14 protein-coding genes are annotated in these 16,705 nt (G+C 69.6%); 10 read left to right on the top strand and 4 right to left on the bottom strand.

Going from position 1 to position 16,705, the window contains the following annotated elements; genetic code table 11:
• Positions 1-86: 86 nt before the first annotated feature.
• A complete protein-coding gene (locus J2X46_RS07785; protein ID WP_310248875.1) occupies positions 87-1,016 on the top strand; it encodes an alpha/beta fold hydrolase in 930 nt (309 codons plus the stop codon).
• Here the strand turns inward: J2X46_RS07785 and galK are convergent.
• On the bottom strand, positions 1,013-2,098 hold the full coding sequence (gene galK / locus J2X46_RS07780) for a galactokinase (RefSeq protein WP_310248874.1): 1,086 nt from the start codon (positions 2,096-2,098) through the stop codon (positions 1,013-1,015). The two genes, J2X46_RS07785 and galK, sit on opposite strands and share 4 nt — an antisense overlap.
• 160 nt (positions 2,099-2,258) lie before the next feature.
• Between galK and J2X46_RS07775 the strand changes: the two genes are divergently transcribed.
• From J2X46_RS07775 to J2X46_RS07760, 4 genes are read left to right on the top strand one after another with little or no spacing between them, the layout of a single operon-like run.
• Positions 2,259-3,506: an extracellular solute-binding protein gene (locus J2X46_RS07775; protein ID WP_310248871.1), complete on the top strand. Its 1,248-nt coding sequence runs from the start codon at positions 2,259-2,261 to the stop codon at positions 3,504-3,506.
• The gene (locus J2X46_RS07770; RefSeq protein WP_310248869.1) at positions 3,503-4,453 is read left to right on the top strand and encodes a sugar ABC transporter permease; all 951 of its coding nucleotides are present in this window, start codon (positions 3,503-3,505) and stop codon (positions 4,451-4,453) included. The genes J2X46_RS07775 and J2X46_RS07770 overlap by 4 nt, the downstream gene beginning before the upstream one ends.
• Positions 4,453-5,283 (top strand): carbohydrate ABC transporter permease, encoded by an 831-nt coding sequence (locus J2X46_RS07765; RefSeq protein WP_310248867.1) that lies wholly within the window; start codon positions 4,453-4,455, stop codon positions 5,281-5,283. Before J2X46_RS07770 ends, J2X46_RS07765 begins: the two co-directional genes overlap by 1 nt.
• A 7-nt stretch (positions 5,284-5,290) precedes the next feature.
• A complete protein-coding gene (locus J2X46_RS07760; RefSeq protein ID WP_310248865.1) occupies positions 5,291-6,556 on the top strand; it encodes a sn-glycerol-3-phosphate ABC transporter ATP-binding protein UgpC in 1,266 nt (421 codons plus the stop codon).
• A 7-nt stretch (positions 6,557-6,563) separates the two neighbouring features.
• Here the strand turns inward: J2X46_RS07760 and J2X46_RS07755 are convergent, their stop codons facing one another.
• Positions 6,564-8,195 (bottom strand): alpha-amylase family protein, encoded by a 1,632-nt coding sequence (locus tag J2X46_RS07755; RefSeq protein WP_397213506.1) that lies wholly within the window; start codon positions 8,193-8,195, stop codon positions 6,564-6,566.
• 290 nt (positions 8,196-8,485) lie between these two features.
• Here J2X46_RS07755 and J2X46_RS07750 point away from each other — a divergent pair, with 290 nt between their 5' ends.
• On the top strand, positions 8,486-9,883 hold the full coding sequence (locus J2X46_RS07750; RefSeq protein WP_310248862.1) for a glycoside hydrolase family 32 protein: 1,398 nt from the start codon (positions 8,486-8,488) through the stop codon (positions 9,881-9,883).
• 55 nt (positions 9,884-9,938) lie between these two features.
• A complete protein-coding gene (locus J2X46_RS07745) occupies positions 9,939-10,895 on the top strand; it encodes a hypothetical protein (protein ID WP_310248860.1) in 957 nt (318 codons plus the stop codon).
• Positions 10,896-10,959: 64 nt separating this feature from the next.
• On the opposite strand, the gene J2X46_RS07740 is transcribed toward J2X46_RS07745, so the two are convergent.
• Both J2X46_RS07740 and J2X46_RS07735 read right to left on the bottom strand, forming a co-directional pair.
• Positions 10,960-12,045, bottom strand: coding sequence for a sn-glycerol-3-phosphate ABC transporter ATP-binding protein UgpC (locus tag J2X46_RS07740; RefSeq protein WP_310248858.1), 1,086 nt, complete (start codon positions 12,043-12,045; stop codon positions 10,960-10,962).
• A gap of 107 nt (positions 12,046-12,152) precedes the next feature.
• Positions 12,153-13,163 (bottom strand): LacI family DNA-binding transcriptional regulator, encoded by a 1,011-nt coding sequence (locus J2X46_RS07735; RefSeq protein WP_310248856.1) that lies wholly within the window; start codon positions 13,161-13,163, stop codon positions 12,153-12,155.
• 201 nt (positions 13,164-13,364) lie between these two features.
• Here J2X46_RS07735 and J2X46_RS07730 point away from each other — a divergent pair, with 201 nt between their 5' ends.
• The 3 genes from J2X46_RS07730 (at position 13,365) to J2X46_RS07720 (ending at position 16,661) form a co-directional block, all read left to right on the top strand.
• A complete protein-coding gene (locus tag J2X46_RS07730) occupies positions 13,365-14,669 on the top strand; it encodes an ABC transporter substrate-binding protein (protein WP_310248855.1) in 1,305 nt (434 codons plus the stop codon).
• 94 nt (positions 14,670-14,763) lie between these two features.
• Complete coding sequence (locus J2X46_RS07725) at positions 14,764-15,735, top strand: sugar ABC transporter permease (protein ID WP_310248854.1); 972 nt, start codon at positions 14,764-14,766, stop codon at positions 15,733-15,735.
• Positions 15,732-16,661 carry a carbohydrate ABC transporter permease gene (locus J2X46_RS07720; RefSeq protein ID WP_310248852.1) on the top strand — a complete coding sequence of 310 codons (930 nt, stop codon included), beginning with the start codon at positions 15,732-15,734 and terminating at the stop codon, positions 16,659-16,661. Before J2X46_RS07725 ends, J2X46_RS07720 begins: the two co-directional genes overlap by 4 nt.
• Positions 16,662-16,705 lie beyond the last annotated feature (44 nt).

Below are 16,705 nucleotides of genomic sequence, written 5' to 3'. Positions count from 1 at the left end.
TCGAACGTAGCGCAGGGCCCAGACGGAATGGGGGATGTCGCTCACTTTGCCTTCTTGTGGGGACGGCCGTCGTGTTCACTGGGGACATGTCTCCCGCACGCCGAGCCACCTCCGCGGCCCCCGTGGTCTCAGACGAGCTCCTCGCGCCGATCGGCACCGGGGTGGAGCTCTGCTACCAGACGTTCGGTGACCCGGACGGCGAGCCGCTGCTGCTGGTGATGGGCCTCGGCGGACCGATGACGTGGTGGGACCCCGAGCTCTGCTCGATGCTGGCCTCGGAGGGCTTCTACGTCGTCCGCTACGACAACCGCGACACCGGCCGGTCCACCCGGATCCGCGAGCGGGTGACCCGGGGCCAGCTGGTCCGTGCGTTCAGTGGCCGCAAGGTGAAGACGCCCTACTCCATGGGCGACCTGGCTGCTGACGCGGTCGCGCTGCTCGACCACCTCGGCATCGAGTCGGCGCACCTCGCCGGCATCTCGATGGGCGGCATGGTCGTGCAGACCGTCGCCGTCGAGCACCCCAAGCGGGTGCGCTCGCTGACGAGCATCATGTCGACGACCGGCAAGCGCACCGTCGGCTGGCAGGACCCGCGCCTGATCCCCGCCCTGATCGCGCCGCGCAAGCCCGGCAAGGAGTCCTACATCGAGACCAGCGTGGCGTTCTGGGACGTCATCGGCTCACCCGGCTGGCCGGGCGATCGCGACCGCCTGGCCGAGCGTGCCGGCGAGACCTTCGACCGCGGCTACAGCGCCAGCGGCGTCTCGCGGCAGATGCTGGCGATCCTCACCCAGCCCGACCGCAGCCACCGGCTGCGCAGCCTCCGCGTCCCGACGCTCGTCGTGCACGGCCTGGCCGACAAGATGGTGCACGTCAGCGGCGGCCGCTCGACCGCAGCCGCCATCCCGGGCGCCGAGCTCGTGCTCATCGACGGCATGGGCCACGACCTGCCCCCGGCCCTCTTCCCGACCTTCGTCGAGGCGATCGCCCGCACGGCCGACCGCGCGTCCGGCTAGACCGACCGAGCGCCCGCGGCCGCCTCGGCCGTGAAGAGGCTCGGCTCCCCGAAGCCGGCGTCGGCGAAGGCACGGCGTACGGCGTCGCCCGCCGCGTCGACCTCGGCCGCAGGCACCAGCCCGATCACGCAGCCGCCGAAGCCGCCGCCGGTCATCCGCGACCCGATCGCACCGGCGGACAGCAGGGTCTCGGCCGCGGTGTCGACCTCGGGCACGGTGATCCGGAAGTCGTCGCGCATCGAGGCGTGCGAGGCGGTGAACAGCGGGCCGAGCTCGTCGAGCCGCCCGGCGCGCAGGGCCTCGACCGCGTCGAGGACGCGGGCGTCCTCGGTCACGACGTGCCGGGCGTAGCGCTGGAGCTCCTCGTCGTCGAGGCGTGAGACCGCCTCCTCGGCGTCGGTGACGTCGCGCAGTGCCGACACCCCCAGCTGCCGCGCGGCGGCCTCGCAGCCGCGCCGGCGGGCGGCGTACTCCCCGTCGACGAGGCGGTGCGGTGCCCTCGTGTCGACGACGAGCAGGGCCAGCCCGCTGTCGGCCGGCGTGAACGGCACGGCCTCGGAGGTGAGGTCGCGCATGTCGCAGAAGAGCGCGTGCCCCTCCTCCCCGCGCAGGCTGATCAGCTGGTCCATCCCGCCGGTCGGCGCGCCGACCGCGTCGTTCTCGACCCGACGGCTCAGGGCCAGCAGCCCGGCCGCGTCGAGGCCGAGGCCGAGGTGCTCGTCGAGCGCGCACACCACCGAGCACACCAGGGCAGCCGACGACGACAGGCCCGCGCCGGTGGGGACGTCGGAGTCGACGGAGATCCGCACCGGCGGCACCTCGACGCCGTCGTCGTGGAGCAGCCACAGCGCCCCGAGGACGTACGACGCCCACTCGGGCACCGAATCCCGTCCGGTCAGCCCGGAGGGGCTGACGCTGACCGTCCCGGAGGTCTGGGTGGAGACCACCGACCACCCGTCGCGAGCCCCCTCGACCGAGGCCGTGCAGCCCATCGGAAGGGCCATCGGGAGCACGAACCCGTCGTTGTAGTCGGTGTGCTCACCGATGAGGTTGATGCGCCCCGGGGCATGCCAGACCGCCATCAGACCTCACTCGTGGGAAGGCACCCGAACGTGTGGATGCATGTTGCCAAAACGTGTCAAGGACCACTAGACCAGAGGTCACAAGTCGAGACGAGGGAGGGTGCGGATGTCACGGGAACCGTCGATCCGGCAACGAGGCCGGCCGAGGGGAAGACGGGCAGTGGCACCACTCGCAGCCCTCGCTCTCGCCAGTGGTCTGCTGACCGCGTGCGGCAGCTCCGGGGGCAAGCCGGAGCTGGTCTGGTACATCAATCCGGACTCCGGCGGCCAGGACGCCGTCGCCGAGAAGTGCTCCACCGACGACTACACGATCAGCACGCAGGTCCTCCCCCAGGACGCGGGTCAGCAGCGCATCCAGCTGGCCCGCCGCCTCGCGGCGAAGGACCCCGACATCGACCTGATGTCCCTCGACCCGCCGTTCACGGCCGAGTTCGCCGACGCCGGCTTCCTCGCCGACGTGCCGCAGGACGCGAAGGCCCAGCTCGAGGACCAGGGCACCTTCCAGGGCGCGCTCGACGCGGCCACGTGGAAGGACAAGCTCGTCGTCTTCCCGTTCTGGTCCAACACGCAGGTCCTCTGGTACCGCAAGTCCTTCGTGGAGAAGGCCGGCATCGACATGTCGCAGCCGGTGACGTGGGACCAGATCATCGACGCGGCCAGCGAGAACGACGCCAAGATCGGCGTCCAGGCCAACAAGTACGAGGGCTACGTCGTGTGGATCAACGCGCTCGTCGAGGGCGCGGGTGGCCACATCCTCGAGGACGCCGGTGAGGGCGTCGACGCCAAGATCACGCTCGGCGACGACGCCGGCGAGAAGGCCGCGGCCGTCATCGAGAAGCTGGCCTCCTCCGAGGCGGCGCCCGCCGACCTCAGCGTCTCCAACGAGGGCACCGCCGGCTCGACGTTCGGCTCCGACCAGGGCTCGTTCCTCGTCAACTGGACCTACATCTGGCACAACTACGACGACACGGCGCCCGACGTCGCCAAGGACATCGGCTACACCCGCTACCCCCAGACGGTCGCGGGCGAGGAGTCCCGGCCTCCCTACGGCGGCATCGGGATCGGCGTCAGCGCCTTCTCCGACGAGAAGGACTTCGCCCTCGAGGCGGCGGCCTGCCTCGTCAGCCCGGAGATGCAGGGCCTCAACGCCGACCTGACCGGCAACATGCCGGCCAGCACGCAGGGCTACGAGTACCCCGCCCTGCAGAAGAGCTTCCCGGCCGACCTGTTGCAGCTCTTCCAGGACAGCGTCGACGCGGCCGCACCGCGCACGGTGACGCCGTACTGGAGCGACGTGTCCGGCTCCATCCAGAACATCTGGCACCCGCCGCGGTCGGTCGACAAGGACACCCCGGGTCGCTCGACGACGTTCATCGAAGACGTACTGAAGGGTGGTGACCTGCTGTGACCGCGACCGTCGCACCCGAGAAGGACGTCAGTCGCTCCGCGAAGAAGGCGGCCAGCGACCGCAGCGTCGCGGAGAACAGGCTCGGGCTCAAGCTCGTCGCACCCGCGGTGATCCTGATGCTCCTGGTCACGGCGTGGCCGATGATCCAGGCGCTCTACCTCTCGCTCTTCCGCTACCGGCTCACCGCGCCGGACGACCGGTCGTTCGTCGGCATCGACAACTACCTGACGATCCTCAGCGACGACCAGTTCTGGAAGAGCACCGGCACCACGCTGCTGATCATGGTCGTCACCGTGGCGGTCGAGCTGGTCATCGGCTTCGCGTTCGCGATGGTGATGCACCGCATCGTCTTCGCCCGGGGCCTGATGCGCACCTCGATCCTGATCCCCTACGGCATCATCACCGTGGTCTCGGCCTTCGCGTGGCAGTTCGCGTTCTCCCTCAACAACGGCTTCGTGAACTCGTGGTTCAACTGGCTGCCGTTCATCGCCGACGACACCAACTGGTTCGGCGACTACCCGCACGGGATGTTCGCGATCATGGTCTCGGAGATCTGGAAGACCACGCCGTTCATGGCGCTGCTGCTGCTCGCGGGCCTGGCGCAGGTGAGCGAGGACATGCTCGAGGCCGCCAAGGTCGACGGGGCCACGTGGACCCAGCGGCTGACCAAGGTGATCCTGCCCAACATGCGCGCGGCGATCATGGTGGCGGTGCTCTTCCGCGCACTCGACGCCTACCGCATCTTCGACAACATCTTCGTGATGACCAAGGGCGCGGAGGGGACGCAGTCGATCTCGTTCCTGACCTACCGGCAGGTGATCGAGCAGATGCAGCTCGGGCTCGGCTCGGCCATGTCCGTGCTGCTGTTCCTGTCCGTGCTGCTGCTGGCGTGGCTGATCGTCAAGCTGTTCCGCGTCGACCTGGCGCAGGCGAGGGGTGAGGGCTGATGAAGGGCAAGACCTCCGTCGGCACCTGGATCGGGTTCGTCCTGATCATGCTGTGGTGCCTGTTCCCGGTGGCGTGGATCATCTCGCTGTCGTTCAAGTCCGTGGGCGAGACCGGAGCCGGCAGCGCCCAGTTCCTGCCCAAGGAGCCGACGCTCCAGAACTACAAGGACATCCTCGACAACCCGGACTTCACGCGGGCGCTGATCAACTCGTTCGGCATCTCGCTGATCGCGACGGTGCTGTCGGTCATCTTCGCCACGCTGGCGGCCTACGCCATCGCCCGGCTCGAGTTCAAGGGCAAGCGCCTGGTGCTCTCGCTGGCGCTGGCGATCGCGATGTTCCCGGTCGTCTCGCTGGTGGGCCCGCTCTTCGACATGTGGACCACGTTCGGCCTGTTCAACACCTGGCCGGGCCTGATCATCCCCTACATGTCGTTCACGCTGCCGCTGGCGATCTGGACGCTCTCCGCCTTCTTCCGCGAGATCCCGTGGGAGATGGAGCAGGCGGCGCAGGTCGACGGCGCCACGTCGTGGCAGGCCTTCCGGAAGGTCATCGTCCCGCTCGCCGCACCCGGTGTGTTCACCGCGGCGATCCTGACCTTCTTCTTCGCGTGGAACGAGTTCGTGCTCGCGATCTCGCTGACCTCCACCACGTCCTCGCGGACGGTGCCGGCGCAGATGTCGTTCTTCGTCGGACCCGACCCGTTCAACCCGCCGTACGCGCAGCTCGCGACGGCGTCGGTCATCGTCACGTTGCCGGTGATCGTCATCGTCCTGCTGTTCCAGCGCAAGATCGTCGCCGGCCTGACCTCCGGCGCAGTGAAGGGGTGATCAGCTCATGGCTGGCATTGAGATGAAGAACATCGTCAAGCAGTACGGCGACGGCTTCCCCGCCGTCAACGACGTGAGCATCGACGTGGAGGACGGCGAGTTCCTGATCCTCGTCGGGCCCTCCGGCTGCGGAAAGTCCACCCTGCTGCGGATGATCGTCGGCCTCGAGGACATCACCGACGGCGACATGCTCATCGGCGGCAAGCGGGTCAACGACCTCGCTCCGCGCGACCGCAACCTGTCGATGGTGTTCCAGAACTACGCGCTCTACCCGCACCTCACGGTCTACGAGAACATCGCGTTCCCGTTGCGCCTGGCCAACAAGCCGGACTCCGAGGTCGACGAGAAGGTGCGCGAGGCGTCCAAGACGCTCGAGCTCGACGAGCACCTCGAGCGCAAGCCCGGCAACCTGTCGGGTGGTCAGCGCCAGCGCGTGGCAATGGGGCGCGCGATCGTCCGCGACGCCGAGGCGTTCCTCTTCGACGAGCCGCTGTCGAACCTCGACGCCAAGCTGCGCGGGCAGATGCGCACCGAGATCTCGCGCCTGCAGAAGCGGCTGGGCATCACGACCGTCTACGTCACCCACGACCAGACCGAGGCGATGACCCTCGGCGACCGGGTCGCGGTGATGAAGCGGGGCGTGCTGCAGCAGCACGCCACGCCGCGCGAGCTCTACGAGAACCCGGCCAACCTCTTCGTCGCCGGCTTCATCGGCTCGCCGCCGATGAACTTCCTGCCGGCGACCGTCAAGGGCAACCAGGTCGAGCTGCCGTTCGGCACCGTCACCCTCCCGGAGGAGAAGGCGGCCAAGGCGCAGGGCAAGGACCTCCTCATCGCGGGCATCCGGCCCGAGCACTTCGAGGACGCCAGCGTCGTGGACAGTGACAAGGTCACCGAGGAGGCCACCTTCAACGCCACGGTCGACGTCGTGGAGTGGCTCGGCAACGAGGCCTACGCCTACATCCCGTTCGAAGCGCCGCCGGAGGTGGAGAAGCAGCTCCAGCAGCTCGAGCGCGACCTCGACGGCGAGTCGCTGCGCACCCAGCTGGTGATCTCGCTCGACGGCGCCAGCCGGATCAGCGAGGGCGACGACGCGAAGATCTGGGTCGACGCCCGCAAGATCCACCTGTTCGACCCCTCGACCGGCGAGAACCTCACCATGGACACCGACCGGGCGGGCATCGTGCCCGGCGGCAACGCCATGGCCAAGGCCGAGGAGGTCGGCAAGGAGCAGGACGAGGTCCAGCCGGGGAGCGACCAGGCCACCACCTGACGACGGGCTACGCGCCGCCGTCGTGGAGCCAGGCGGCGGCGTAGGGCCCGAGGCGGACCGCACCGTCCTCCAGGTCGGGGGCGGTGCCGGTGAGCGCGTCGGTGAGGCCGTCGCGGTGCAGACCGAGCCAGTGCAGCACGTCGGCGCCCACCCACGCCTCCTCGCCGCTCGCGTTGAACGCCGCCAGGAGCGGCCCGGTGGGGTGCCGGCGCACCACCAGCAGCACCCGCGGGTCGCGCGGGTCCCACACCTCGGTGGGCGAGGCCGCGTGCAGGTGCGGCAGCGAACGCCGTACGTCGAGCAGGTGGCGCAGGCCGGCCGTGATGCCGTGCGGGTCGTCGTCGGCGTCGACCACCGGCCAGGGCATCCGCGGCCGGTGCACCCACCGGTTGTCAGCGGCGTGGGCCGGGTCGTCGGCCCAGCCCGCGTCGTTGAGCAGGCCGAGCTCGTCGCCCATCCAGATCACCGGGAGCCCGCCGAAGGACAGCACGACCGCGTGCGCCAGCAGGATGCGCGCGGTCGCACCGGGGTCGCCGGCCTCGATCCCGGCCAGCGAGGCGAGCGAGCCGGAGATGCGGCGGTCGCCGGTGACCTCGTTCTGCTGGAAGACCAGGCCGCGCGCCCACGAGCCGGGGAACGACCCGGAGTACCAGTCGGACAGGAACCGGCGGTGGGCCACCGGGTCGAGGCCGACAGCGCGGGCGTCCTCGTCGGAGACGGCCCAGCCGATGTCGTCGTGGCAGCGGGCGTAGGTGACCCACGCGGTGGTCGACGGGGGTTGGGGCAGCTGCTGCAGGGCGTGCGCCGTCAGCCGGACGTCGCCGGAGGCGAGCATCGACCAGATCTGCACCATCAGCCCGTTGTGGTAGGCCAGGTCGCTCACCCGGCCGCGGTGCCGCCCGGTGCCGAGGTAGGCCGGCAGGTCGGCCGGACCGACGATGGCCTCGGCCTTGAAGAGCACGGCGGGCGCGGCGATCCGGACGACCGTGCGCAGCGCGCGGGTCAGCTCGTGGACCTCGGGCTGGTTCTGGCAGGCGGTGCCGAGGCGCTTCCAGATGAAGGCGATCGCGTCGAGCCGGAAGACCTCCACGCCGGCGTTGGCGAGGCTGAGGATGATGTCGGCGTACTCGCAGAGCACCGACGGGTTCGACCAGTCGACGTCCCACTGGTAGTCGTTGAAGGTCGTCCAGACCCAGCCGGCGAGCTCGTCGTCCCACGTGAAGTTGCCCGGAGCGAAGTCGGGGAAGACCTCGGGCAGCGTCGCCTCGAAGGCGTCCGGCCCCGAGCGGTCGTCGTACACGTGGAAGTAGGCGCGCTTGTCCGCGTCGCCGGCTCGCGCGGCCACGGCCCACTCGTGCTCGCGCGCGACGTGGTTGAGCACGAGGTCGAGGCAGAGGCTGATGCCCTCGCCGCGCAGCGTCGAGGCCAGCTCGCGCAGGTCGTCCACCGTGCCGAGGTCGGGCCGCACGGAGCGGTAGTCCATCACCGCGTAGCCGCCGTCGTTCGGGGCCGGGCGCGGCGTCAGCAGCGGCATCAGGTGGAGGTAGCCGACCCCCAGGTCGCGGAGGTACGACGCCCGCTCGCCGACCCCGGCCAGCGTCTGGGCGAAGCGGTCGGCATACGCGGCGTAGCCCACCATCCCGGGCCTCTGGAACCAGTCCGGCGTGCGCATCCGGTCGTCGTCGAGGTCGCGCAGGTCGGCCGGGCGCGCGTCGTGGGCTGCGCGCGCGATGGCCACCAGGCGGTCCGTCACCTGCGGCGCCGCGTCGGGCCCGTAGACGCGCTCCAGCGTCTCGTGGAGGTCGGGCGCCAGGGCCCGGAGCCTGGCCTCGAAGGCGTCCTCGGACGGCGCTGGTGACGGGGGCACGGCACTCAGTATGGCGAGATCCGGCGTCCCGGTCACCGGGTCCGCGACTACGCTCTCCGGCCGTGAGCTTCGACCCCTCTGTGCGCCCGCGCGACCACTTCACGCCCCGCCGCGGCTGGATGAACGACCCCAACGGACTCATCCACCACGACGGCGAGTTCCACCTGTTCTTCCAGCACCACACGCACGCCCTGGTGCACGGTCCGATCTCGTGGGGCCACGCCGTCAGCACGGACCTGCTCACCTGGGCCGAGCTGCCGACCGCCATCGCGGCGACCGCGGACCAGCACGTGTGGTCGGGCAGCGTCGTGCATGACGCCGGCAACACCTCCGGTCTCGGCACCGCCGGCGCGGGGCCGCTGGTCGCGCTGTGGACCGGCCGCGTGACGGCAACCGAGAGGCAGAGCCAGTCGCTGTCGTTCAGCACCGACCGCGGCCGGACCTGGACGCCGTACGCCGACAACCCCGTCCTCGACATCGGGTCGACCGCGTTCCGCGACCCGAAGGTCCTGCGCCACGACGGCGCCTGGGTGATGGTCGTGGTGCTGGCCGACGCGCGCACGGTCGAGCTCTACCGCTCCGACGACCTGCTGCGGTGGGAGCACTGGTCGAGCTTCGGGCCGGAGGGCTCGGTCGACGGCGTGTGGGAGTGCCCCGACCTCGTCCGGGTGCCCGTCGAGGGCTCCGGCGACGTGCGGTGGGTCCTGCTCGTGAGCGTCTTCGACGGCGCCCCGGCCGGCGGCTCCGGCATGCAGTACTTCGTCGGTGAGCTCGACGACGCGGGCTTCCGGTCCACGCAGCCCGCCCGGTGGCTCGACCACGGCGCGGACCTCTACGCCGGCGTCTCCTACGCCGACGCTCCTGGAGCGGAGCCGGTCGTGCAGGCCTGGATGAGCAACTGGCAGTACGCCGAGTCGGTGCCCGCCACCGAGTTCCGCGGCGCGATGACCGCGCCCCGCCGCCTCGCCCTGCGACCGTACGACGACGAGCTGGGGCTCGTGCAGCGCCCGGTCGTGCGGGACGGCACGGAGGTGGTCGCCCTCCACGACGAGCCGCTGGACGGCACCACGCTGCCCGTCACCGCGACGTCGTACCGCGTCGTCGCGGAGGTCGAGACCGGCACGGCCTCCCGCTTCGGGCTGCACGTGCGCGAGGGTGCCGGAGAGCGGACCACCGTCGTGGTCGACACCGGAGCGCGCACGGTGTCCCTCGACCGCACCGCGTCCGGGGAGACCGGCTTCCACCCGGCCTTCGCCGCGGTGCACACGGCGCCGCTGCCGGCCGTCGGTGACGTGGTCCGGATCGAGGTGCTGGTCGACGTGTCCTCGGTCGAGGTGTTCGTCGACGAGGGGGCCGTGGCGCTGACCGACCAGGTCTTCCCGAGCCCGGCCAGCGCCGGCGTCTCGGTCTTCGCCGAGGGTGGCACGGCCGTCCTGCGGACGATCTCCGTGACGGCGTAGCCGGGCACCTCTACGCTCGGTGCCACGCGTCATCCGGCACTCCCAGGAGGCACCCGTGCTCGTGTCCGAGACGAACTGGATCTGGGACAGCTGGGTCGCCGACGACGGCGACCACTACCACCTGTTCTACCTCCAGGCGCCCCGCTCGCTCGGCGACGCGGGACGGCGCCACCTGGCCGCGACGGTGGGCCACGCCCGCTCGCGCGACCTCGTGACCTGGGAGGTGCTCCCCGACGCGCTGGGCCCGACCCAGGGGTCGTGGGACGACCTGTCCATCTGGACCGGGTCGACGGTCCGGGGCGACGACGGCGTGTGGCGGATGTTCTACACCGCGACCAGCACCCGCGGGTACGGCGTACGGGACCAGCGCATCGGGCTGGCCGAGTCCGACGACCTCATCGAGTGGCGCAAGGTCGGCACCGGGCCCCTGCTGGTCGCCGATCCCACCTGGTACAAGACGCTGCCCGAGGACGTGACGGCCAGCGAGACGTGGCGCGACCCGCAGGTCTTCCGCGACCCCGACGGCGACGGCTGGCACATGCTCGTCTCCGCCCGCGGCCTCACGCACGGCCAGCACGACGACGGCGTCCTGGCGCACGCGCGCTCGGCTGACCTGCGTACCTGGGAGCTCGGACCGCCGGTGTGCGAGGCGGGCTTCGGGTTCGGGCAGCTCGAGGTGGCGCAGGTCAAGCAGGTCGAGGGCCGGTGGGTCCTGGTGTTCACCTGCCACCCCCAGGAGATGACGGCCGAGCGCCGCGCCCTCAGCGGTGACTACTGCACCTGGTCGGTGCCCGGGGAGAGCGCCCTCGGCCCGTGGGACATCGGCCTCGCGCGCCCGTTCACGGCCGAGCCCGACCTCTTCGCCGCGCCGCTCGTGCAGCGCAGGGACGGCTCGTGGGTCCTCGTCGGGTTCCGCAACACCGAGCCGACCGGGGTGCTCTCGTTCGAGATCATCGACCCGGTCCGGGTCGGCCTCGACGAGCACGGGACGCTCCGCGCACTGGACGACTAGCGCGCACGCAGACGAGCGAGGCGCCCCGGGACTGGGTCCCGGGGCGCCTCGAACGTTTCGTCGATCAGTCCGACAGCCGCTCGCCGGACTCGGTGTCGAACACGTGGACGTGCTGCGTGTCCGTGGTGACGTAGAGCGTCTCGCCCTTCTGCGGGTGGGTGCGGCCGGCGACGCGGACGATCACGTTGGAGGGCGTGCCCTCCACGTCGCAGGTGCCGTAGACGAAGCTGTCCGCTCCGAGCTCCTCGACCACCGTGACGGTGACCGGGAGGCCACCCTCGCCGTCGGAGACGAGCCGCCAGTTCTCGGGACGTACGCCGACGGTGACGCGGCCACTCATCTTCTTCTCGGCCGTCGGGTCGACCGGCACGTTGTAGCCGCCGACCTTCACGGTGCCGTCCTCGGCGGCGACGCCCTCGAGGAGGTTCATCTGCGGCGAGCCGATGAAGCCGGCGACGAAGAGGTTGGCGGGCTTGTCGTAGAGCTTCAGCGGGGTGTCGACCTGCTGGAGGACGCCCAACTTCATCACCGCGACCCGGTCGCCCATCGTCATGGCCTCGACCTGGTCGTGGGTGACGTAGACGGTCGTGACCCCGAGGTCCTGCTGGAGCCGGGCGATGTCGGTGCGGGTGGCGACGCGCATCTTGGCGTCGAGGTTCGACAGCGGCTCGTCCATGCAGAAGACCTGCGGCGCACGCACGATCGCGCGGCCCATGGCCACGCGCTGGCGCTGACCACCGGAGAGCGCCTTCGGCTTGCGCTGGAGGTACTCGGTGAGCTGGAGGATCTCGGCCGCCTTGGCGACGCGCTCCTTGCGCTCGGCGGCGGGGACCTTGGCCATCTTGAGCGAGAACGCCATGTTCTCCTCGACCGACATGTGCGGGTAGAGCGCGTAGTTCTGGAAGACCATCGCGATGTCGCGGTCCTTGGGCGGCACGTTGGTCACGTCGCGGTCACCGATGTAGATGGCCCCGTCGTTGACCTCCTCCAGCCCCGCGAGCATGCGGAGCGTGGTGGACTTGCCGCACCCGGAGGGTCCGACGAGCACCATGAACTCGCCGTCGTTGATCTCCAGGTCGATGCCGGGCACGGCCGGCTCGTCGGCGCCGGGATACCACCGCTGCGCCTTCTTGAAGCTCACTGATGCCATGACTTTTCTCCTTCACCGGCAGGTACGTGCCGGACGATCCGTAGTGAAGTGACGCGGGTCACAGTAGGTCCGCGCTGCCGTTGCTGGCAACGTGGACGCCCGCAGGCTCAGCCGGACCGGACCGATCCGCCGTGGCGCACGACCATCGGGAGGAAGACCGTGCCGCCCTCGTCAGTGGGGTCCAGGAGACGTCGTACGGCATGCGCGCCGAGGTCGGTGAACGGGAGCTCCACCGACGTCAGCGCGGGGCGCAGCCAGCCGGCCAGCGAGGAGCCGTCGAACGAGACGATGCTGACGTCGTCGGGCACGCGCAGGCCCGCCTCGGCGAGCGCCTGGTAGGCCCCCATGGCGATGCGGTCGTTCATGCAGACGAGTCCCGCAGCACGGTTGCCGTCGGACAGCCAGCGGCTCGTCGCCTCGAAGCCCTCGTTGACCGACCAGTCGCACGGCACGATGCCCGCCAGTGCGACGCCTCTCGCGGCGAGCGCGGCCCGCACGCCCCACATCCGGCGTGGCCCGGCGGTCGCCTCGGGGGTCGGGTCCTCGCCGACCACCCACACGTCCTCGACGCCGGCGTCGAGCAGCACGGAGGCGGCCGCCCGGCCACCGCCCTCGTCGTCGGGCACCACCGCGGGCAGGGTCCGGTCGGGGTCCTCGCAGTTGAGCAGGACCGCGCGGGTCCCGCGCAGGCCGTCGGGCAGGTGGACCGTCCGGGCGGTGCGGGTGGCATAGACCACCCCGTCGACCTCGCGCTCGACCATCTCGTCGATCAGCAGCCGCTCGAGCTCCGGGTCGCCGCCGCTCTCACCCATGACCACGACGTGGTCGAGCTCGCGCGCGGCCAGGCTCGCACCGGTCAGCATGCTGCTGCCGTACTGCTCCCCGGCGATCTGGTCGGAGATCAGCCCGACGGTCGCCGTACGCCTCGTGCGCAGGCTCCGCGCACTCCGGTTCGGGCGGTATCCCAGGCGGGCCACGGCCGCTCGGACACGCTCCTCGGTCTCGGTCGCGATCCTCATCTCGTCGGCCCTGCCGTTGAGGATGTAGGACGCCGTCGTCGTCGAGACACCGGCCTCCGCAGCGACGTCGGACAGCACGACGCGTCGGGTCTTCACCACGCTTCTCCCCTCGTCCATGGCGTGCCAGATCCTGCCGCAGCCCTCGGCGATGTCGCGGGACCTTTGTGTCCGAACCGTTGCTTGACACCCGGACCGCGAGCCGAACATGATGCGGCTGATTCGATTCAGCAGTGGCGTACGTCACACTACGACGAACCGGACCGGTCGGGTAGGCCCCGACCGAGCCAAGGAGGCACCCCCATGCGACTGACTTCGACACGGCGGCGGGCGGCACTCGCCGTGACCGCGGCGGCCCTCGCCCTCACCACCACCGGCTGCCTCGGTGACAGCGGCGGTGGCGGAGGCGGCGACAGCAACACCGTCACGGTCTGGATGAGCGTCGACCAGCCCATCGTCGACGGCTTCCAGGAGCATCTCGACAAGCTGGCGGCCGACACCGACCTCACGGTCAAGCTGGAGAAGGTCGAGAACATCAACCAGCTGATCATGACCAAGATCCAGGCCAACGACACGCCTGACATCGCCCTGATCCCCCAGCCGGGCGTCGTGGGCGACATCGTCGACCGGGGTGCAGCGTTCCCCCTCGACGACGTGGTCGACGTGCCGGCGCTGGAGCAGAGCATGATCCCCGGCACGCTCGACACCGGCACGTTCGACGGCAAGCTCTACGGCCTGCTCGCCCAGATGAACGTCAAGAGCCTCGTGTTCTACAACAAGGCCGCCTGGGACAAGGCGGGCTACAAGGCTCCCGAGTCGATCGACGAGCTCAACGCCCTGACCGAGCAGATCAAGGCCGACGGCGGCACCCCGTGGTGCATGGGCATCGAGTCCGACACCGCAACCGGCTGGCCGGCCACCGACTGGTTCGAGGACCTCGTCCTCCGCTACGGCGGTGTCGACACCTACGACCAGTGGGTCAGTCACGAGGTGCCGTTCGACTCCGACGTCGTGCGCGAGTCCGCGGCCGAGTTCGAGAAGCTGATGTTCACCGACGGCAACGTCCTGGGTGGGCGCAAGTCCATCTCGAGCACCGGCTTCGCCGACGCCGGCTACCCGATGTTCGACAAGTCCGGCCCGAAGTGCTGGCTGTTCAAGCAGGGCTCGTTCATCCCCAGCTTCATCACCGAGGGCGCCGGCGTCACGCTCGACGACATCGGCCTGTTCGGCTTCCCGCCGGCCGAGGCCGGTGGCGACAACCCGCTGCTCGGTGGCGGCGACCTGGCCGTGCTGCTCAACGACAGCGACCAGGCCAAGCAGGTCATGAAGTGGATGTCGGACCCGGAGCTGGGCACCGAGGCCGCTCCCAAGAGCAGCTTCATCTCCCCGCACACCACGTTCGACACGAGCCTGTACCCCGACGCGCTCACGGCCCAGATGGCCCAGATCGCCTACGACGCGACGGACTTCCGCTTCGACGGCTCTGACCAGATGCCCGGTGAGGTCGGAGCGGGCACGTTCTGGAAGGAGATGACCGCCTGGATCTCGGACGACCAGGACCTCGACACCACCTTGAAGAACATCGACGACAGCTGGCCGTCCAGCTGACCTCGAACGCCGTGTGGGCGCGGGTCCTCCCCGCGCCCACACGGCTCCTGCTTCCTGCCGACGGGCATCACGACCCTGAGACGAAAGGCAGTCCATGATCAAGCTGATCAACGCGCTGCTCACGGTGCTGGCGGGCATCGGAGCTGCGGTATTGCTCTACTACGTCCTCAACAAGATCGCCGAGCTGCTGCCCGAGAAGCTCGAGGCTCGGGTCAAGCCCTACCTCTACATCCTGCCGGCCTACCTCGCGATCACCGTCTACCTCATCTACCCGGCGGTCGCGACCGTCCTCGCCGCCTTCCGGGACAGGCGAGGAGAGGCCTGGGTCGGGTTCGCCAACTTCACCGACCTCTTCGACGACAACGGCTTCCTCAGCATCACGCTGTTCAACTCGTTGCTGTGGGTCATCATCGTCCCGGCAGCAACCGTGATCCTCGGCCTGCTCGTCGCCGTCCTCGCCGACAAGCTCAGCCCCAGGGGCGAGAAGCTCAGCAAGTCGATCATCTTCCTCCCGATGGCGATCAGCGCCATCGGGGCATCGGTGATCTGGAACTTCGTCTACGAGTCACGCGCCACGATCGGACTCCAGAACGCCGTGATCGGGCTGTTCGGCGCCGGCCCCATCGCGTGGCTGGAGCAGAACGAGCTCCGGTTCAACAGCATCCTGCTGATGATCGTGCTGATGTGGATGCAGGTCGGCTTCTCGATGGTGCTGCTCTCGTCGGCGATCAAGGGAGTGCCCGCGGAGACACTCGAGGCGGCCCGCATCGACGGAGCCAACGAGCGGGCCATCTTCTTCCGCGTCGTGGTCCCCCAGATCAAGGGCACCATCATCACGGTGTTCATCACGGTCACCATCGGTGTGATGAAGGTCTTCGACATCGTCTACGTGATGACCAACGGCGGGTTCAAGACCAACGTGCTCGCCAACGAGTTCTGGAACCAGCTGAGCACGAACTTCAACAACGGCAAGGCCTCGGCCATCGTCGTGCTGCTCATGCTCGCCGTGATGCCGATCCTCTTCTACCAGGTCCGCCACTTCAAGGCCGAGGAGGCTGCGCGATGACTGCCATCGTCCCCACCACGACGACTGCCGAGGTCAAGTCCGGATCGCGTGCGCGGAAGAAGGCTGCCACGAGCTTCGACCCCAACCCGGCCAAGGCCGGCTGGCTGGTCAAGGTTGTCGTGGCGATCATCTGCCTGCTCTGGCTGGTCCCGGTCATCGGCACCTTCATCACCTCGCTGCGGCCGCTGCGCGACGCGGAGAACACCGGCTGGTGGACCGTGTTCACCACGCCGGACACGTGGGGCAACCTCACCCTGTCCAACTACAAGCAGGCCCTCGAGGGGGCCGACATGGGCAACGCGTTCGTCAACAGCCTGGCCATCACGTTGCCTGCCGTCTTCATCCCCATCCTGGTGGCGTCGTTCGCCGCCTATGCGTTCACCTTCATGGAGTTCAAGGGTCGGGACACGCTGTTCCTGATCATCGTCAGCCTGCTGGTGATCCCGAACTTCGTCGCCTTCGTCCCGTTGCTCAAGATCTACGGCAACCTCGGCCTCAACGGCACGTTCCCGTCGGTCTGGCTGGCGCACATCGGGTTCGGCATGTCCCTGGCCGTCTACATCCTGCGGACCTACATGGCGACCTTGCCGATGACGGTCATCGAGTCCGCCAAGATCGACGGCGCGTCCCACTTCCAGACCTTCTGGCGCCTGGTGCTGCCGATGTCCGCACCTGCCCTGGCGTCGTTCGCCATCCTGCAGTTCCTGTGGGTCTGGAACGACCTGCTCGTGGCCCTGGTCTTCATCGGGCCGGGAGAGAACGAGCCCGTCACCGTCGGTCTCACGCACCTGAGGGGACAGCTCGGGCAGGGCTGGAACCTCACCACGGCCGGCGGCTTCCTCACGATGATCATCCCGATGCTCGTGTTCATCACCATGCAGCGGTTCTTCATCCGCGGCATGACGGCCGGAGCGGTCAAGGGCTGACCCTCCAGGTGGTCCCGGAGTGCTGCTCCGGGACCGCCTCGCCG

It is taken from the genome of Nocardioides sp. BE266, from assembly GCF_031457855.1.
Classification (GTDB): domain Bacteria; phylum Actinomycetota; class Actinomycetes; order Propionibacteriales; family Nocardioidaceae; genus Nocardioides.
The sequence above is the reverse complement of the archived record's forward strand: the minus strand, read 5'-3'. Positions and strand labels throughout refer to the sequence as shown.